This window comes from Streptomyces sp. BE303 (assembly GCF_036290945.1).
In the GTDB taxonomy this organism is placed as follows: domain Bacteria; phylum Actinomycetota; class Actinomycetes; order Streptomycetales; family Streptomycetaceae; genus Kitasatospora.
In genome coordinates this window covers 194,418-212,742 of sequence record NZ_JAQYWZ010000767.1, presented here as the reverse complement: position 1 = coordinate 212,742, position 18,325 = coordinate 194,418, and the positions used below count along the sequence as shown (strand labels likewise).

Sequence of the window (18,325 nt, the reverse complement as noted above, 5' to 3'; positions counted from 1 at the left end):
GGGCGGGGGCTACTCCACGTGCTCGCTGGTGAAGGACCACCGGTGGACCGGACGGCCCAGCAGCCCGGCGGGCGGCTCGACCACCGGCACCGGCTCGCCGGTCCACCAGGTGATCAGCAGCACGCGCTCGCCCGGAGCGGCGAACAGCTCGGTGCGGACCAGCCCGGCCGTACCGCGCAGCGCGGGCAACGCGACCTCGCGCACCCAGGCGGAGAGCTCGGCGGCGCGTCCGTCGGCCGCCCGGGCCTCCCACATCGCGGCGGTGGTGGTCACTTCTGCTGCCCGGTCAGCGCGTCGTACGCCTGGCCGTGGACGTCGCCGTGCACGGCTGCGGCGTCCGGCACGTGGACCTCGGTGACCGGCAGCGAGGAGTCGGCCGACAGGGCGAGGGAGGACGGCGCGCGGTTGCGCCAGACCATCTCCGCGCCGAGCGCGGCGACCATCGCGCCGTTGTCGGTGCACAGGCCCGGCCGCGGCACCCGGAGCCGGATACCGGCCTTGTCGCAGCGCTGCTGGGCCATCTCGCGCAGCCGCGAGTTCGCCGCCACGCCGCCGCCGATCATCAGGTGGTCGACGCCGCTGTCCTTGCACGCCTTGACCGCCTTGCGGGTCAGCACGTCGGTGACGGCCTCCTGGAAGGACGCCGCGACGTCCGCGACCGGCACCTCCTCCCCGGCCCGGCGCTTCGCCTCGACCCAGCGGGCGACGGCGGTCTTCAGCCCGGAGAAGGAGAAGTCGTACTCCGGGTCCCTGGGGCCGGTCAGGCCGCGCGGGAAGGCGATCGCCCCGGGGTCACCCTCGCGGGCCCTGCGGTCCACCACCGGGCCGCCGGGGAAGCCCAGTCCGAGCACCCGGGCGACCTTGTCGAAGGCCTCGCCGGCCGCGTCGTCGATGGTCGCGCCGAGCGGGCGGACGTCACTGGTGATGTCCGCGCTGAGCAGCAGCGAGGAGTGCCCGCCGGAGACCAGCAGGGCCATCGTCGGCGACGGCAGCCGGCCGTGCTCCAGCTGGTCCACGCAGATGTGCGAGGCGAGGTGGTTGACCCCGTAGAGCGGCTTGTCGAGGGCCCACGCGTACGCCTTGGCGGCGCTCACGCCGACCAGCAGCGCGCCCGCCAGGCCCGGGCCGGCCGTGACGGCGATGCCGTCCAGGTCGCCGGCCTTGACGCCGGCGGTCTCCAGGGCGCGCTCGATGGTCGGGACCATCGCCTCCAGGTGCGCGCGGCTGGCGATCTCGGGGACGACGCCGCCGAACCGGGCGTGGTCGTTGACGCTGGAGGCGACCGCGTCGGCGAGCAGGGTGGTGCCGCGCACGATGCCGACGCCGGTCTCGTCGCAGGAGGTCTCGATACCGAGGACGAGCGGTTCGTCAGCCATGGCGGGTGTCCTTCTTCACATCCGGTCGCGGGAGGTCCGCGGATTCGTCGAGGCCGTCGGGGCCCTCAGGGCCGTCGGGGTCGTCGGGGGCGTCGCCGTCGGGAAGCTCGTCCCGCTCGGGCGCGTCGCCGTCGTCGAGGTCGGCCGGGTCGTCGCGGTCGGCGAGGTCGAGGCGCATCACCAGGGCGTCGACGTTGGCGGGCTGGTAGTAGCCGCGCCGGATGCCGACCGGTTCGAAGCCGAAGCGCTCGTAAAGCCGCTGGGCGCGCGGGTTGTCCACCCGGACCTCCAGCAGCAGCTCGACGCACCCGCGTCGGACCGCCTCCCGGACCAGGTCGGTGAGCAGGGCCGTACCGAGGCCGGTCCCCTGCCGGCGCCCGTCGACGGCGATGGTCTGCACGTCGCCCTCGCCGGCCACCGCCATCAGTCCGGCGTAACCGACGACGGCGCCGTCCGGGGTGGCGGCGACGGTGTAGTGGCGGGTGCCGCCGGGGTGGGTCTCGGCCAGCTCGGACCAGTACATCCCGGTGGACCAGGCGTCCTCGGGGAAGAGCTCAAGCTCCAGCTCCATCACCGGGGCGATGTCCCACCAGCGCATCGGGCGCAGGGTGACGGCCCCGGGGGCGTCCGCGGCCGGGACGGCCGGAGCGGGGCCGGTGGTACTCGGGCCGGTCACGCCGGGAGCACCGCCTTGTAGCCGGCCGGCACCTGCGCGTCCGGCCGGCGCAGGTAGAGCGGGGCGTTCGGCAGCAGCTCGCGGCCGGCGGCCAGCTCGGCGACGGCGAAGTCGGCGAGCGCACCGGCCGAGACGTGCTCGGGTCCCTGCGCGCCGGGGAAGGCGTCCGGGTAGAGCAGCGCACCGGCGCCGACGGACCGCGGCAGCGGGGTCAGCTCGGCCGGGCGGTCCACCGCCGGGCCCTCGGTACGGCGGCCCTCGGCGTCGTACGAGGCCCAGTAGACCTCCTTGCGGCGCGCGTCGGTGGCGACCGTGAACGGTTCGCCCGCCAGCCCCTCGGCGCGGGCCCGGTGGGCGATCGCGTCCAGGGTGCAGACGCCGTGCACCGGGAGGCCGAGCGCGTGCCCGAGCGCGGCGGCGGTCACCAGACCGACCCGCAGCCCGGTGTACGGGCCCGGGCCGACGCCCACGGCGATGCCGGTCAGCCGGTGCTTGTCGACACCGGCCGCCCGCAGTACCTGGTCGATGGTGGGCAGCAGGAGTTCGCCGTGACGTCTGGCGTCGACCTGGTCGGTCTGGGCGAGGACCGCGGTGCCGTCGTGGACGGCGGCGGTGACGGCGGGGGTAGCGGTGTCGAACGCGAGCAGCAGCACGGGTCAAGGTTAGACCGGTCGGCGGGTGACCGGTCGGGCCGCCCGCCCCGGGGCGCCGCCCCCGCCGCGCCGCGGTCATCTGCTCCGATCATCTGCTCCGCCCGATCGAAAACCCGCACCGGTCCGGAACACACGTCCGGCACGATGCGGACCGGCCGGACGAACCTGGCACGATGGGGCCGACGGTTTTGGGACGGCGGTGGGAGCACACGTGGCGAAGATGGGTCCTGGAGTGGTGGTCACGGGGCTGACCCTGGGGGCCCTGGCAGTGGTGAGCCTGTTGGCCTTCCAGGCCAACGGCGCGCAGGACCGGGCGGTCGCCGCCGGTCCGAGCACGAGCGTCGCGGCCTCGTCCAGCGGGCCGGTCGCCTCGGCCACCCCGACCGCCTCGCCCACACCGACCGTCCCGGCGCTGCCCACCACCGGCGCGGGCACCGGGCTGCGGGTCGTCTACTCGGTCAGCGGCCACTACGTCTGGCTGGTCGACCCGAAGAAGACCCCCCAGCTGGTGGCCGCCTTCCCGGTCACCCCGGGCACGGTCGAGCCGACCCCCGGCAGCTACCTGGTCTACAGCCGGACCCCGACCACCACCGGCACCGACGGCCGGCAGATCGAGCACGTGGTGCGCTTCGCCCAGCAGAACGGCGTGGTGTTCGGCTTCAGCGCGGCCGTCGACGGCGCCACCGGCACGCCGACCGCCGACCCGAAGGCCAAGACCGGCGGCATCCGCAGCGGCCGGCAGGAGGGTCAGCTGCTCTGGGACTTCGCCCCCAAGGACACCAAGGTGGTCGTGATCGCCTGACCGTCCCCCCACCGGACCGCACGAGGTCCGCGGCGCGGGATCGGCCCCCGGCCGGGTGCGGCCCCCGTCAGGGGTCCGGCCTACGCGGCGGCGCGACGGGTGTGGTGCGCGCCGGTGTCCGCCCGCACGACGGCGTCCGAGGGATCCGCGGGTTCCGGGGCTTCCGCCGCGTCCGTGGTGACCGCGGCCGTACGCCGCCGGGGCGGGGTGGAGACGGCCTCCGCCGCGGCGCAGGACGCCAGCAGGGCCCGCATCGGCTCCCCGGGGGCTCGGCGGGCGGGCTCTCCGGCCCCGGCACCGCGCGGCGCGCGCTCCGGGACGGGGGTGGTGCTCGACATGGCGCCTCCCTAGTTAGGCACACCTAACCGCAGCACCCATCCCACCACGCCCGGGACCTCGCCCGCAACATCTTCCCGACAGGCTGTCGGCAAGCCCGTGCGGGCCGGGCCCTCTCTTCCGCAGGAGAGGGCCCGGCCCCTTCAGGCCAGCGCGGACAGCTCCACCGCGTCCCAGCGTCCGCCGATCCCGGTCAGCACCACCTGGCGCGGGTCCAGGTCGTCCGCCTCCGCGCCGGCGCCGATCGCCCGCTCGATCCGGACCTCCAGCCGGTTCTCGGAGAGCCGCTCGACCTTGCCCTCGCCCCACTCGACCACCACCACCGACTCGGGCAGCGAGACGTCCAGGTCGAGGTCCTCCATCTCGTCCAGGTCCCCGCCCAGCCGGTACGCGTCCACGTGCACCAGTGCCGGGCCGCCCACCAGCGACGGGTGCACCCGGGCGATCACGAAGGTCGGCGAGGTGACGGCTCCGCGCACGCCGAGCCCCTCGCCCAGCCCCCGGGTCAGCGTGGTCTTCCCGGCCCCCAGCTCGCCCGAGAGCAGCACCAGGTCCCCCGGCCGCAGGAGTGCGGCCAGCTCCCGGCCGAGCCGGCCCATCCGCTCGGGAGTGGCGACGGTGAGAGTGGCGTGCGAGCCCATGCGCGAATCAAGCCCTTCGGTCCGTACGGCGGCGCACCGACGGTCGGGCGCCCCCGCTACCGTGCCACATCCCCGGCCGCACCCGTGGCCGGGCCCGGTCTGTCCCGATGTGATCATCTTTGCCGCCGACAGGTCGCCGGCACCGGGCCCGCCGTCGGTGACCCGCTCCCGGGAGGCTTCCCGCGAACCGCTACCGTCTGCTTCCGAACCGTCCTCCGGACCGCCGACGCCCCCGTCCGCCGTCCGGGTCCCCGCCTCCGGGCCCGCCGGCCCGGTCTCCCGATGAGGTCCACCGATGAAGCTCCGTCGCGGTCTCGCGATACCCGCCGTCGCCGCCCTGGCCTCGGCCTCCGTCATCGCCGCCGCCCCCGCCGCTCAGGCCGCCCCGGCGGCGGGCACCGCCGCCGTCGCCGCCGCACGGGCCGCCTCCGGCCCGCAGGCGCCGCCGGTGCTGACCTTCAAGAACTTCCCGGCCCGGGTCGTCGCGGGCGCCCCGGCCGTCGCCTTCGCCGCCGAGGTCGCCAACACGTCCGGACGCGACATGATCATCGAGCCGATGATGGTGTTCGGCTCGGAGCACGGCAAGCTGACCACGGGCCAGATCAAGCTCCAGTTCCAGGACGTCGACACCCACGCCTGGCGGGACGCCACACCCTCGACCGCCGGGCTGCGCGCCCCGGTGCTCGACCTCGGCGAGCTGCTCTACCTGCCGAACGGCGACTCGCTCACCTTCCAGTTCAAGCTGGCCCTGACCGCCGACGCGGTCGCGGACGACGCCGTCGCCCAGCTGTCGATGTTCTTCGACGACCCGGACGAGGACCCCGCCGAGGGACCGAGCTGGGCCTTCGGGCCCAAGGGCGCCTTCGTCATCGGCACCGGCGAGGGGACGACGGCAAGCCCGTCCACCTCCGCCGGACCGTCGGCCACAGCCACAGTCACCGCCACCGCCACCGGCACGCCGACCGGTACGCCGTCGGCCACGGCGACCCCGTCGACCACCCCGTCGACCACGGCCACGGCCTCGCCGAGTTCCACGGCCACCCCGACCGGTACGCCGTCGGCCACCGCGACCCCGACGAGCACCGCGACCCCGACGGCCACCCCGAAGCCGACCGCCACGGGCAGCCCGAGCCCCACGGCCGGCGCCACGGCGTCCGCCTCCGCCTCCCCGTCGGCCACCCCGACCGCCACCACCGGCGCCCCCGCGCCCGCCACCACCACCGGCGGCGCCGCGCAGATCACCCTCCCCGACGCCGCCGCCTTCCAGCAGGCCGCGGCCGCCAAGCCCCGGCCCACCGCCGAGGCGGTCGCCAAGGCCAAGGCGAAGGCCGCCGGCCGCCCGTCCGGCGGCAGCAACCTGGCCACCACCGGCGGTGGCGGCGACGACACCTCCGCCCTCGCGGTGGTCGGCGGTGCGGTGCTGGCCGTCGGCATCGGCACGCTCGTCGTGCTGCGCCGCCGCAAGGGCGGCGCGGACGCCTGACACCCGGCCCCGCACCCACCGCGAACCGGTGGCCCTGCCCCTGCGGACAGGGGCCGGGCGTTCCGGCCGCCCGGCAGCGGGCCGGGCGGCGGCTACGCCGGCTCGCGCAACGAGGCCGGGAGCGGGGCCGCACCCCGGTAGGCGGCGGCCCGCTCCAGCAGGGTGACCAGCCACTGGTTGACGAGGTCCGGCCGCTCCAGCATCACCAGGTGCCCGGCGTCCTCGACCAGGACCAGCTCCGCGCCGGGCAGCTGGCCGGCCATGACCTCACCGTGGCCGGGCGGGGTCAGCAGGTCCTTCGTGCCGGTCAGCACCAGGGTGGGAACGCCGCGCAGGGCACCCAGCGCCTCGGTCTTCTCGTGCGCGGCGAAGACCGGGTAGAACTCCGCCACCACGTCGATCGGCGTCGCGTCCAGCAGCTGCTCGGCGAACCGGACCACCCCGGGGTCGACGTCCTTCCCCCCGAAGGAGAAACGCCGGTAGAACACGGCGCTGACGTCGGCCCCCAGCCGGCGGCTCGCCTCGACCAGGTCGACCTGACGGCCGAGCAGCTTCACCATGCCGGGCGCGACCCGCTTGAACAGCTTCGCCCCCACCGCGGGCAGGCCGAGGGTCACCGCGTCCCAGTTCCCCGCCAGGGTGCCGATCAGCCCGACCCCGGCGACCCGCTCACGGAACAGCTCCGGATGCTGGTCGGCCAGCGCCATCACCGTCATGCCGCCCATCGAATGGCCGACCAGGACCAGCGGACCGGTGGGCGCGACGGCGTCGAGCACGGCCTTGAGGTCGCCGCCCAGCTGGTCGATGCTGGCCGGCTCACCCGCCAGGTAGGAGCGGGACCGCTCCGAGCGCCCGTGGCTGCGCTGGTCCCAGAAGACCAGCCGCAGACCGGCGCGGAGCGCGGCGCGCTGGAAGTGCCAGCTGTCCTGGCTGAGGCAGTAGCCGTGGCAGAAGACCACGGTCAGCGGCTCCGGACCGGAGTCCGGACCGGTGTTCCCAGCGGCGTCCGCGCCGGCGTCCGGCCAGCCGGTGCCGTCCACCTCCACGTACAGCTCGGTGCCGTCGGTGGCGGTCACCGTCCGGGGGCGACCGCGCAGCGAGCCGTACGCGGCCTTGGCGTCCAGCTCCGCGCGGGCCCGGCGGCGCATCGCCCGGCCGACCGTCAGACGCTCTATCGCCACGCCGGCCGCGGCGCCCGCCGCGAGCACGCCGACCGAGATCCCGATCAGGCCGGCCCGGCTCACCCCGGAGGCCGCACCGGACGCGGCACCCGCCACCTCCGCGGCCTTCCCGGCCGCCTTGGCCACCGTCGCGACCGGGTCCGTGCCGGGCTGCCCGCTCATCCGAGCGGCTCCCCGTCCAGCCCGCCGACGTAGCGGCGCGGCACCCGGGAGCCGATCCGGGTCACGATCTCGTAGGAGATGGTGCCGCAGGCGCGGCCCCAGTCCTCGGCGGTCGGCTCGCCCCGGTCGCCGTTGCCGAACAGCAGCACCTCGTCGCCGACCGGCGGGGTGTCGCCGCCGAGGTCGACGACGAACTGGTCCATCGCCACCCGGCCGGCCACCGTCCGCCACTTGCCGTCGATCTGCACCGGGCCGGTGCCGCTCGCGTGCCGGGGGACGCCGTCGCCGTAGCCGACCGGGACGAGGCCCAGCGTGGTCGGACCGGGGGTCGTGTAGTGGTGGCCGTAGCTGACGCCGTGCCCGCCGGGGACGTGCTTCACCAGGGCGAGCCGGGCGCTCAGCGACATCACCGGGCGGAGGCCGAAGTCGGCCGGCGAGCCGACCTCGGGGACGGGCGACAACCCGTACATCGCCAGGCCGGTGCGGACCATGTCGAAGTGCGACTGCGGGAGCAGCAGGGTGGCGGGCGAATTGGCCAGGTGGCGGACCTCCGGCCGCAGCCCGGCCGCCTCGGCGGTGACCAGCGCGGCGCGGTAGGCGTCCAGCTGGGCCTGGATCGACGGGTGGCCGGGCTCGTCGGCGGCCGCGAAGTGCGACCAGACGCCGACCACGGTGAGCAGGCCGTCCAGCTCGGCGCGGCGGGCGGCGGCGACCAGGTCGGGCCAGTCGTGCGGCTGGCAGCCGTTGCGGCCCAGGCCGGTGTCGGCCTTCAGGTGCACCCGGGCCGGCAGCCCGGTGCCGCGGACGGCGGCGAGCAGCTCGTCCAGCGCCCACCGGCCGCTGACCGAGATGTCGATGTCGGCGAGCAGCGCCTCACGCCACGGGCCGCCGGGGGTCCAGAGCCAGCACAGGACGCGGGCCTGGTCGGGGCGGATGCCGGCGGCGCGCAGGGCGAGCGCCTCCTCCGGCGTCGCGGTGCCCAGCCAGCCGACCCCTGCGGCGACCGCCTCCCGGGCGCACCGGACCGCGCCGTGGCCGTAGGCGTCCGCCTTGACCGCGGCCATCACCGCGGCGCCTCCGACGCGCTCGCGCAGCGCGTCGAGGTTGCCGCGCAGGGCGGCCAGATCGATGGTCGCCTCGGCCCGCGCTCCTTCGGTGAGGGTGGCCGTAGCGATCGTGTTCGCAGTTGTCATCAGGGTCAGTCTCCCAGACGTCCCAGGGTCCTCGCCGAACGGCCCGTCGGCACGCCGCCCCGGGGCGCCGCCGCCGAGCGACCCGCACAACCCGCCGTCCCCTACCGGACGCCCACGAATCACCCGCCGGTTCCTTCCCCCCTCCCCCCACCCGCCCCGACCGTCCCGGCCTCCCCGGCCCCTCGGGCCCCGCAGCGGACGAGGAGCAGGCCGATCGGCCAGGAGAGGGCGACGACCGCAGTCCGCGCACCGGACGTCGGACGGGCCGACTTCTCGTGCGCGCCCGGCGAGCCGAGGGCGGGGGCGCAGGGGCCGACGGGCACCCGGGCAGCTCAACGGAAGCCGGTCGGTACGTTCCGGCGCGCGTCAGCCCCCGGAGGCCACAGCGGCCGCAGAACTTTCAGAGCCCTCAGAGCCCTCAGCGCCCTCAGCGCCCTCTGAGCCCTCGGCCGACCGGACGTCGCGCCAGGCGGCGGGGAGGGCTGCCGCCACCTGGAGGGCGGTGACGGGCGCCCCGGGACTACCGGCCGCGCGGCGGGCGGCGAGGCCGTGCAGGTACGCGGCCACCGAGGCGGCGTCCAGCGGGGAGAGCCCGGTGGCCAGCAGCGAACCGGCCAGGCCCGCCAGCACGTCGCCGCTGCCGGCCGTCGCCAGCCAGGAGCTGCCGGTCGGGTTCACCCGCACCGCGCCGCCCGGGTCGGCGATCACCGTCGTCGAGCCCTTCAGCAGCACCGTCGCCCGATAGGCGGCGGCGAGCCGGCGGGCCGTGGCCAGCCGGGTGGCGGCCAGCTCGTCGGCGGCCGGCGGCCTGGCCTCACCGCCCGCGGCACCCGCCGCCTCACCCGCGCCCGCCAGCAGGCGGGCCGCCTCGCCCGTGTGCGGGGTCAGCAGCGTGGGCGCCGTCCGCCCGGCGAGCGCCTGCGGCCCGAGGCGGGCCAGTTCGGTCAGCCCGTCCGCGTCCACCAGCACCGGGACGTCGCTCGCCAGCGCCTCCGTGAGCGCCCGCTCCGCCCCCTCGCCGCCGCCCGGTCCGACCACCCATGCCTGCACCCGCCCCGCCCCGGCCGGCCCGCCCTCGGTGACCAGCGCCTCCGGGAACCGCCGCACCACCTCCTCGGCCGCCGTCCCCACGTACCGCACCGCACCGGCGCCACCGCTCAGCGCCCCGGCCACCGCGAGCAGCGCGGCCCCGGGGTACCGCGACGAGCCGGCCGCCACCCCGACCACGCCGCGCCGGTACTTGTCGCTCTCCGCCCCCGGCACCGGCAGCAGCGCGGCCACGTCGGCGTGCTGCGGGGCCGCCACCGCGGCCGGCGGCAGCTCCAGCCCGATCCCCACCAGCTGCACCACCCCCGCGTACGAGGCGCCCGGATCGATCAGCAGCCCCGGCTTGTACGTGCCGAAGCAGACCGTCACGTCCGCCCGGAGCGCCACGCCCGCCACCTCGCCGGTGTCGGCGTCCACCCCGCTCGGCACGTCCACGGCCACCACCACCCCGTCCCGGCCGGCGCGGGCGTACGGCTGCGCCTCCGGCCGCAGGCCGCCCCGCCCGCCGATGCCGACGATGCCGTCCAGCACCAGGTCCGCGCGCGAGAAGTCGGCCAGGCCGACCTCCTGCTCCGGCACCACCCGCCCGCCGGCCGACCGGAGAGCCGCGAGGCCCCCTGCGTGGGCCCGCTCGGGTGCGAGCAGCACCGCCGCCACCCGCGCGCCGCGCCGGGCCAGCGCCGCGCCCGCGTACAGGGCGTCGCCCCCGTTGTCCCCGCTGCCCGCCAGGACCACCACCCGGCTGCCGTAGACCCGGCCCCGACGGCGGGTCAGCAGCCGGGCGCAGGTCACGGCGAGGCCGGCGGCGGCCCGCTGCATCAGGGTGCCCTCCGGCAGCGCGGCCATCAGTTCGGCCTCGGCGGCCCGGACCTGGTCGACGCGGTGAGCACTGCGCATGAGGGGTTCCCCCGGTCTTCGGCGACGGACGACGGATAGGGACGACGGCTACCGCCGACGCTACGCGACCGGCCTCCCCCGCAGGGCCCGAGGCCGTGCGGCACGCTTCGGCACGACACCCGCTCCGGTCCCCCACCGGCCGACCCCGCGCCGCCGGAGCGGCCCGGCGGGCCCGGACAGCAGGGCGCCCCCGCGGTGGAACGCAGCCACCGCGGGGGCACCGGACGGGAAGGGCCGGACGACCCGACTACTCGACCGTCACCGACTTCGCCAGGTTGCGGGGCTGGTCGACCTCGTGGCCCTTGGCCGTGGCCAGCTCGCAGGCGAAGACCTGCAGCGGCACGGTGGAGACCAGCGGCTGCAGCAGGGTCGGCGTGACCGGGATGCGGATCAGGTGGTCCGCGTACGGGACGACCGCCTCGTCGCCCTCCTCGGCGATGACGATCGTGCGGGCGCCCCGGGCCCGGATCTCCTGGATGTTGGAGACGATCTTGTCGTGCAGGATCGACCGCCCGCGCGGCGACGGCACGACCACCACGACCGGCAGGCCCTCCTCGATCAGCGCGATCGGCCCGTGCTTCAGCTCGCCGGCCGCGAAGCCCTCGGCGTGCATGTAGGCGAGCTCCTTGAGCTTGAGCGCGCCCTCCAGGGCCACCGGGAAGCCGACGTGCCGGCCGAGGAACAGGACCGAGCGCGCGTCGGCCAGCGAGCGGGCCAGCTCGCGCACCGGCTCCATGGTCCGCAGGACCTGCTCGACCTGGCGCGGGGCGTCGCCGAGCTCCTTGATGACGGCGTGGATCTCGTCGCCCCACTTGGTGCCGCGCACCTGGCCGAGGTACAGCGCGACCAGGTAGCAGGCCACCAGCTGGGTCAGGAACGCCTTGGTGGAGGCGACGGCGACCTCGGGCCCGGCGTGGGTGTACAGCACCGCGTCCGACTCGCGGGGGATGGTGGAGCCGTTGGTGTTGCAGATCGCCAGCACCTTGGCGCCCTGCTCGCGCGCGTGCCGCAGCGCCATCAGGGTGTCCATGGTCTCGCCGGACTGCGAGATCGCGATGACCAGCGTGCCCGGGCCCATGATCGGGTCGCGGTAGCGGAACTCGGACGCGACCTCGACCTCGCAGGGGATCCGGGTCCAGTGCTCGATCGCGTACTTGGCGATCATGCCCGCGTGGAAGGCGGTGCCGCAGGCGACGATGACGACCTTGTCGACCGACCGCAGGTCGGCGTCGGAGATCCGCAGCTCGTCGAGGGTGAGCCGGCCGTCGGTGCCGATCCGGCCGAGGAGGGTGTCGGCGACGGCCTTCGGCTGCTCGGCGATCTCCTTGAGCATGAAGTAGTCGTAGCCGCCCTTCTCGGCGGCCGAGGCGTCCCAGTCGACGTGGTACTCGCGCACGTCGGCCGGGGTGCCGTCGAAGTTGGTGACCGTCACCGCGTCGCGGCGCAGCTCCACGACCTGGTCCTGGCCCAGCTCGATCGCCTCGCGGGTGTGCGCGATGAACGCCGCGACGTCGGAGGCGAGGAAGTTCTCGCCCTCGCCGCGCCCGACCACCAGCGGCGAGTTGCGGCGCGCGCCGACCACGACGTCCGGCGCGTCCGCGTGCACGGCGACGAGGGTGAAGGCGCCGTCGAGACGGCGGCAGACCGCCCGCATCGCCTCGGCCAGGTCACCGTCGTACAGCTCGCCGAGCAGGTGGGCGACGACTTCGGTGTCGGTCTCCGAGCGCAGCGTGTGGCCGCGCTCGGTCAGCTCGGCCCGGAGCTGGGCGAAGTTCTCGATGATGCCGTTGTGGACCACGGCCACCCGGGCGGCGTCGTCCAGGTGGGGGTGGGCGTTGGCGTCGGTCGGGCCGCCGTGGGTGGCCCAACGGGTGTGACCGATGCCGGTGGTTCCGCCGGGAAGAGGGGTCTCGGCGAGTGACTTCTCCAGGTTGGCGAGCTTTCCGGCCCGCTTGTCGGTGGCAAGGCTCCACTGCCCGTCGGAGCCCTGCACCTGCACCGCGACACCGGCGGAGTCGTAACCCCGGTACTCCAGTCGCTGCAGGCCTGCGATTACTACGTCAAGGGCGGGCTGGGAGCCCACGTATCCAACAATTCCGCACATGCGTGCCAGCATAAGGGCGCTCCGAACGCCCCATTCGCGCGGTTCGCCCCCGGCGCGTGACCGACACCACAACCCCCCTGAACGGCGCTACGGCTCACAATGGAGCATGTGCTGACCGAACTCTGTACGCGGGGCGTTGCCACGCCCGGCCCGTCGCCGTCCCCCTACGTGGACCTCAGCCGGGCCGAGTGGAGCGCACTGCGCGAGCGTACGCCGCTGCCACTGACCGCACAGGAGGTGGAACGGCTGCGCGGTCTCGGCACCGCGCTCGACCTCGACGAGGTCCGCGACGTCTACCTGCCGCTGTCCCGGCTGCTGAACCTCTACATCCACGCCACGCACGACCTACGCGACGCGCTGGGCACCTTCCTCGACACCGGGGACACCGAGCGCACCCGCACGCCGTTCATCATCGGCGTGGCCGGCTCGGTCGCGGTCGGCAAGTCCACGACGGCCCGGCTGCTCCAGGCGCTGCTGGCCCGCTGGCCGGAGCACCCCCGGGTGGAGCTGGTCACCACGGACGGGTTCCTGCTGCCGAACGCGGAGCTGCGCCGGCGCGGGCTGATGGCCCGCAAGGGGTTCCCCGAGTCGTACGACCGCCGGGCGCTGATGCGGTTCGTCGCGGACGTGAAGGCCGGCAAGGAGAGGGTCTCCGCCCCGGTCTACTCGCACCTCGTGTACGACATCGTGCCCGGGGAGCGGCTCACCGTGGAGCGCCCGGACATCCTGATCGTCGAGGGGCTGAACGTGCTGCAGCCGGCGCTGCCGGGCACCGACGGCCGGACCAGGCTCGCGGTGGCCGACTACTTCGACTTCTCGATCTACGTCGACGCCCGCACCGACGACATCGAGAGCTGGTACCTGGACCGGTTCCGCAAGCTGCGGCAGACCGCCTTCCAGGACCCGAACTCCTACTTCCGCCGGTTCACCGAGGTGCCGGAGGAGGAGGCCATGGAGTACGGCCGCCAGGTGTGGCGCACCATCAACAAGCCGAACCTGCTGGAGAACGTGCTGCCCACCCGCGGCCGGGCGACGCTGGTCCTGCAGAAGGGCTCCGACCACAAGGTCCGCCGGGCACGGCTGCGCAAGCTCTGAACGCGCCACGAGCCGCGAGCCGCGAACGCCCGAGGGCCCCGCACCTGCGGGGCCCTCGGGCGTTCGAGCGTTCGGCGGGGGGTCAGCCCAGGTACGTCCGGACCGCCTCGGCCAGGCGCTCCGCGACGGCCTTGGACTGCGACTCGTCGGCGGCCTCGACCATCACCCGGACCAGCGGCTCGGTGCCGGACGACCGCAGCAGCACCCGGCCGGTGGAGCCCAGCTCCGCCTCGGCCTCGGCGACGGCGGCGGCCAGCTCCTCGCTGGTCTTCACCCGGCTCTTGTCGACGCCCTTGACGTTGATCAGCACCTGCGGCAGACGGGTCATCACGGCGGCCAGGTCGGCCAGCGGCTGCTTGGTGGCGGCCAGCCGGGCGCCGAGCATCAGGCCGGTCAGCGTGCCGTCGCCGGTGGTCGCGTGGTCGAGGAGGATGACGTGGCCGGACTGCTCGCCGCCCAGCGCGAAGCCGTGCGCCTTCATCGCCTCCAGCACGTAGCGGTCGCCGACGGCGGTCTCGACCAGGTCGATGCCCTCGCGCTCCATCGCCAGCTTGAAGCCCAGGTTGGACATCACGGTGGCCACGACGGTGTTGCTCCGCAGCGTGCCGGCCTCCTTCATGGCGACGGCGAGGATCGCGATGATCTGGTCGCCGTCGACCTCGTCGCCGTCCGCGTCGGCGGCCAGGCAGCGGTCGGCGTCACCGTCGAGGGCGATCCCGAGGTCCGCCCGGTGCTCGCGCATGGCGGTGCGCAGCCGGTCCAGGTGGGTGGAGCCGACACCCTCGTTGATGTTGAGGCCGGTGGGCTCGGCCCCCAGGGTGTGGACGACCTCGGCGCCGGCCCGGGCGAAGGCCTCGGGGGCGACGTACGCGGCCGCGCCGTGGGCGCCGTCGATGACGACCCGGATGCCGTCCAGGCGGTTGGGCAGCACGCCGATCAGGTGGGCGACGTACTTGTCGAAGCCCTCGGTGTACTCGCGGACCCGGCCGACGTCGGCCCCGGTCGGGCGCTTCCACTCGTCGCTGCCGACGGAGTACGTCCGGTAGTGCGCCTCGATGGCGTCCTCGATCCGGTCGTCCAGCTTGTGGCCGCCGCGGGCGAGGAACTTGATGCCGTTGTCCGGCATGGCGTTGTGGCTGGCGGAGAGCATCACGCCGAAGTCGGCGCCGAGCGCGCCGGTGAGGTACGCCACCGCCGGGGTGGGCAGCACGCCGACCCGCAGCACGTCGACGCCCGCGCTGGCCAGGCCGGCGATGACCGCGGCCTCCAGGAACTCGCCCGAGGCGCGCGGATCGCGGCCGACCACCGCGACCGGCCGGTGGCCGTCGAAGGCCCCCGCCTCACCGAGCACGTGCGCCGCCGCGACCGACAGCCCGAGCGCGAGCTCGGCCGTCAGGGTCTCGTTGGCCACGCCGCGTACGCCGTCCGTACCGAAGAGTCGTCCCACTGTCCCGTCCTCCATCGCCGCAATGCCTTGCAGAGAATCCGATCGAATCCCAGGCCTCCGCACAATGGCCGGGGAGCACGACGCCCCGGAGTACGCGAAGTACTCCGGGGCGTGAGAGCGCATCCGGGGGCGTGCACCACCAGGGCGGTACGCACCCCCGGGGCGCGACTAGCGCTTGCTGTACTGCGGCGCCTTGCGGGCCTTCTTGAGACCGGCCTTCTTGCGCTCGACGGCACGCGCGTCACGCATCAGGAAGCCGGCCTTCTTCAGGGCGGCGCGGTTGTTGTCCACGTCGGCCTCGTTCAGGGCGCGGGCGACGCCGAGGCGCAGCGCGTAGGCCTGACCGGAGGTGCCGCCACCCGAGATGCGGGCGACGACGTCGTAACGGCCGTCGAGCTCAAGGAGCTTGAACGGCTCGTTCACGGTCTGCTGGTGCACCTTGTTGGGGAAGTAGTTCTCCAGGGTGCGACCGTTGATCTTCCACTGGCCGGTGCCGGGGACGATGCGCACGCGGGCGATCGCCTCCTTGCGACGGCCGAGGCCGGCGCCGGGGACGGCCTCGCCGAAGCGGCCGGCCAGGGACTCGGAGGTGTAGTTCTCCTCGGAGGTGTACTCGCCCTCGACGACAGTCTCGTCGAAGTCGACCTCAAGGGTTTCGGTGGTCTCGGCCACGGGGTTCCTCAGCTCTTTTCAGTGTTGGGGGGCTTGGTGGCCGGAGTTACTGCGCGACCTGGGTGATCTCGAACGGCACCGGCTGCTGGGCAGCGTGCGGGTGCTGGTCGCCCGAGTAGACCTTCAGCTTCGAGAGCATCTGGCGGCCCAGGCTGTTCTTGGGGACCATGCCCTTGATGGCCTTCTCGACGGCCTTCTCCGGGTTGTTCGCCAGGAGGTCGTCGTAGCGGACCGAGCGGAGACCGCCCGGGAAGCCGCTGTGGCGGTACGCCAGCTTCTGGGTCTTCTTGTTACCCGACAGGTGCACCTTGTCCGCGTTGATGATGATGACGAAGTCACCGGTGTCAACGTGCGGCGCGTAGATCGCCTTGTGCTTACCCCGGAGGAGGTTGGCGGCCTGGGAGGCCAGGCGGCCGAGCACGACGTCGGTCGCGTCGATGACGTGCCACTGACGCTGGACGTCGCCGGGCTTGGGGCTGTACGTACGCACGGTCGTAGCCTCTGCTTTTCAGTGAGTGAGTCCTGACAGGAGCACCCGGTCGAGGGCATCAGCCTGGCCGCCTTGGACGCAATTCAAGGGGGGCCGCTGGGTGGTCGACCTGATATCTCCGGCGTACCGACCTCTCACGTGAGATAGAGCGAGCCAATACGCACATCAAGCGCCCAGGCTACCGGGACTACCGGGGAGGGTCAAAATTCGCCCGGCGGAACCCGCCCCGGGACTGTCCTGAACCGCTCCCGAACGGACCCTGAACCGGTCCCCGACCGGTCACGAACGGCACCCGAACGACCGGAACCGCACAGGGTCCGGACATCACCCGGCCCGGCGCGGTACGGCCCGGACCGCCCCGCACCGCGCCGGAACGCCAGGTCAGCGATCCCGCTCGACCCGGGTGACGTCCCAGACCGGCTCCGTCGACTCGTAGACGCGGCCGTCCGCGCCGAACACCACGAAACGGTCCAGGGCCTTCGCGAACCAGCGGTCGTGCGTGACGCACAGCACGGTGCCGTCGAAGGCCTCCAGCCCGGCCTGCAGCGCCTCCGCGCTCTCCAGGTCCAGGTTGTCGGTCGGCTCGTCGAGCAGCAGCGCGGTGACCCCGGAGAGCTCCAGCTTGAGGATCATCAGCCGGGCCTGCTGCCCGCCGGAGAGCGACTCGAACTTCTGCTCCTCCTGCCGGTCCAACTCGTACCGGCGCAGGGCGCCCATCGCGGCGCCGCGGCTGAGCGCGTGCTCCTCCTCGACGATCGAGCGGACGGTACGGCCGAGCAGCTCCGGATGGGCGTGGGTCTGCCGGAAGTGGCCGGGCACCACCCGGGCGCCGAGCTTCCAGCCACCGGTGTGCGCGACCGTGGTGTCCCCCGCGAGGAGGCGCAGGAAGTGCGACTTGCCGGAGCCGTTGGAACCGAGGACGCCGATCCGTTCGCCGTAGAAGACCTCCAGGTCGAAGGGCTTCATCAGGCCGGTGAGCTCCAGCTGCTCCATGGTGAAGGCGCGCACGCCCGTCCGGCCGCCCTTGAGCCGCATGGTGATGCTCTGCTCGCGCGGGGGCTCCTCCGGACGGCCGGCCTCCTCGAACTTCTTCAGCCGGGTCTGCGCCGCCGCGTAGCGGGTGGCCAGCGCGTGGCTGACGGAGGCGGCCTGACGCAGCGTGACGACGAGCTTCTTGAGCTTGGCGTGCTCCTCGTCCCAGCGCCGGCCGAGCTCCTCGAAGCGGGCGAAGCGGTCCTTTCGGGCCTCGTGGAAGGAGTCGAAGCCGCCGCCGTGGACCCAGACACTGCTGCCGGCCGCGCCGGACTCGACACTGATGATCTTCTCGGCGGTCCGGGAGAGGAGCTCGCGGTCGTGCGAGATGTAGAGCACGGTCTTCGGGGTGGCCCTGATCGCCTCCTCCAGCCAGCGCTTGCCGGGGACGTCCAGGTAGTTGTCCGGCTCGTCCAGCAGCAGCACCTCCTCGGGGCCGCGCAGCAGCGCCTCCAGGACGAGGCGCTTCTGCTCACCGCCGGAGAGCGTGTTGAGGCCGCGCCACTGGGCCTTGTCGAAGGGCATGCCGAGGGCCGCCGTCGTGCAGACGTCCCAGTCGGTCTCGTAGTCGTAGCCGCCGACGTCGGCCCAGTCGGAGAGCGCCTGGGCGTACGCCATCTGCGTCTTCTCGTCGTCCTGGGCGATCATCGCCAGCTCGGCGGCGTCGACCGCGCGGGCCGCGACGGCGATCCGCTCGGGGGCGACGGAGACCAGCAGGTCACGGACGGAGGCGTCGGCGGCCAGCGGGGCCGGGCCCTGCCGGTCCTCGTCCTCCTGCCTGCCCTCGCGGCCGGTGGTGCCGACGAACTGGCGCATCACGCCGAGGCCGCCGCTGATCGTCACCGAGCCGCCGTGCGGCTGGAGGTCGCCCGCGATCATGCGCAGGAGGGTGGTCTTGCCGGCACCGTTGGCGCCCACCAGGGCGACCGCGGTGCCCTCGCCGACCCGGAAGGACGCGTCGTCGAAAAGCACCCGCCCGTCCGGCAGGTAGTACTCAAGGTGCGAAATCTCGACGTGTCCCATGCGGACGATTCTCCC

At 74.3% G+C, this 18,325-nt stretch carries 17 protein-coding genes; 3 read left to right on the top strand and 14 right to left on the bottom strand.

From position 1 onward, the window contains the following. Positions 1-9 precede the first annotated feature (9 nt). From PUR56_RS23990 to tsaB, 4 genes are all read right to left on the bottom strand, one after another. Positions 10-273, bottom strand: a complete 264-nt coding sequence (locus PUR56_RS23990) for a hypothetical protein (protein WP_380359882.1) — start codon at positions 271-273, stop codon at positions 10-12. After that, positions 270-1,376, bottom strand: coding sequence for a tRNA (adenosine(37)-N6)-threonylcarbamoyltransferase complex transferase subunit TsaD (gene tsaD, locus PUR56_RS23985; protein ID WP_329885361.1), 1,107 nt, complete (start codon positions 1,374-1,376; stop codon positions 270-272). The genes PUR56_RS23990 and tsaD overlap by 4 nt, the downstream gene beginning before the upstream one ends. Continuing rightward, positions 1,369-1,974, bottom strand: coding sequence for a ribosomal protein S18-alanine N-acetyltransferase (gene rimI / locus PUR56_RS23980; RefSeq protein WP_329950426.1), 606 nt, complete (start codon positions 1,972-1,974; stop codon positions 1,369-1,371). Before rimI ends, tsaD begins: the two co-directional genes overlap by 8 nt. A 74-nt stretch (positions 1,975-2,048) precedes the next feature. After that, entirely contained in the window at positions 2,049-2,705 is a 657-nt protein-coding gene (gene tsaB, locus PUR56_RS23975; RefSeq protein ID WP_329885362.1) for a tRNA (adenosine(37)-N6)-threonylcarbamoyltransferase complex dimerization subunit type 1 TsaB, read from the bottom strand. 220 nt (positions 2,706-2,925) lie between these two features. Between tsaB and PUR56_RS23970 the strand changes: the two genes are divergently transcribed. Further along, positions 2,926-3,507 (top strand): hypothetical protein, encoded by a 582-nt coding sequence (locus PUR56_RS23970; RefSeq protein WP_329885733.1) that lies wholly within the window; start codon positions 2,926-2,928, stop codon positions 3,505-3,507. Between the two features lie 80 nt (positions 3,508-3,587). Here the strand turns inward: PUR56_RS23970 and PUR56_RS23965 are convergent, their stop codons facing one another. Further along, complete coding sequence (locus tag PUR56_RS23965) at positions 3,588-3,845, bottom strand: hypothetical protein (protein WP_329885363.1); 258 nt, start codon at positions 3,843-3,845, stop codon at positions 3,588-3,590. Between the two features lie 141 nt (positions 3,846-3,986). Beyond that, positions 3,987-4,484 (bottom strand): tRNA (adenosine(37)-N6)-threonylcarbamoyltransferase complex ATPase subunit type 1 TsaE, encoded by a 498-nt coding sequence (tsaE, locus tag PUR56_RS23960; protein WP_329950404.1) that lies wholly within the window; start codon positions 4,482-4,484, stop codon positions 3,987-3,989. Positions 4,485-4,779: 295 nt separating this feature from the next. On the opposite strand from tsaE, the gene PUR56_RS23955 reads away from it, so the two are divergent. Further along, on the top strand, positions 4,780-5,967 hold the full coding sequence (locus tag PUR56_RS23955) for a hypothetical protein (RefSeq protein ID WP_329950403.1): 1,188 nt from the start codon (positions 4,780-4,782) through the stop codon (positions 5,965-5,967). Positions 5,968-6,059: 92 nt separating this feature from the next. Here PUR56_RS23955 and PUR56_RS23950 read toward each other — a convergent pair whose 3' ends face one another. From PUR56_RS23950 to glmS, 4 genes are all read right to left on the bottom strand, one after another. Beyond that, entirely contained in the window at positions 6,060-7,310 is a 1,251-nt protein-coding gene (locus PUR56_RS23950) for an alpha/beta fold hydrolase (RefSeq protein WP_329950402.1), read from the bottom strand. Continuing rightward, on the bottom strand, positions 7,307-8,503 hold the full coding sequence (alr, locus tag PUR56_RS23945) for an alanine racemase (protein WP_329950401.1): 1,197 nt from the start codon (positions 8,501-8,503) through the stop codon (positions 7,307-7,309). Before alr ends, PUR56_RS23950 begins: the two co-directional genes overlap by 4 nt. 366 nt (positions 8,504-8,869) lie before the next feature. Further along, a complete protein-coding gene (locus PUR56_RS23940; protein WP_329950400.1) occupies positions 8,870-10,447 on the bottom strand; it encodes an NAD(P)H-hydrate dehydratase in 1,578 nt (525 codons plus the stop codon). A gap of 247 nt (positions 10,448-10,694) precedes the next feature. After that, positions 10,695-12,551, bottom strand: coding sequence for a glutamine--fructose-6-phosphate transaminase (isomerizing) (glmS, locus tag PUR56_RS23935; RefSeq protein ID WP_329950399.1), 1,857 nt, complete (start codon positions 12,549-12,551; stop codon positions 10,695-10,697). A 99-nt stretch (positions 12,552-12,650) separates the two neighbouring features. Here glmS and coaA point away from each other — a divergent pair, with 99 nt between their 5' ends. Beyond that, positions 12,651-13,646 (top strand): type I pantothenate kinase, encoded by a 996-nt coding sequence (gene coaA / locus PUR56_RS23930; RefSeq protein WP_329950398.1) that lies wholly within the window; start codon positions 12,651-12,653, stop codon positions 13,644-13,646. An 82-nt stretch (positions 13,647-13,728) separates the two neighbouring features. On the opposite strand, the gene glmM is transcribed toward coaA, so the two are convergent. From glmM to PUR56_RS23910, 4 genes are all read right to left on the bottom strand, one after another. Next, complete coding sequence (glmM, locus tag PUR56_RS23925) at positions 13,729-15,093, bottom strand: phosphoglucosamine mutase (RefSeq protein ID WP_329950397.1); 1,365 nt, start codon at positions 15,091-15,093, stop codon at positions 13,729-13,731. Positions 15,094-15,261: 168 nt separating this feature from the next. Then, entirely contained in the window at positions 15,262-15,765 is a 504-nt protein-coding gene (gene rpsI / locus PUR56_RS23920) for a 30S ribosomal protein S9 (RefSeq protein WP_329885371.1), read from the bottom strand. A gap of 46 nt (positions 15,766-15,811) precedes the next feature. After that, positions 15,812-16,255: a 50S ribosomal protein L13 gene (rplM, locus tag PUR56_RS23915; protein ID WP_014136251.1), complete on the bottom strand. Its 444-nt coding sequence runs from the start codon at positions 16,253-16,255 to the stop codon at positions 15,812-15,814. Positions 16,256-16,636: 381 nt separating this feature from the next. Next, positions 16,637-18,310 (bottom strand): ABC-F family ATP-binding cassette domain-containing protein, encoded by a 1,674-nt coding sequence (locus tag PUR56_RS23910; RefSeq protein ID WP_329950396.1) that lies wholly within the window; start codon positions 18,308-18,310, stop codon positions 16,637-16,639. Positions 18,311-18,325: the final 15 nt, after the last annotated feature.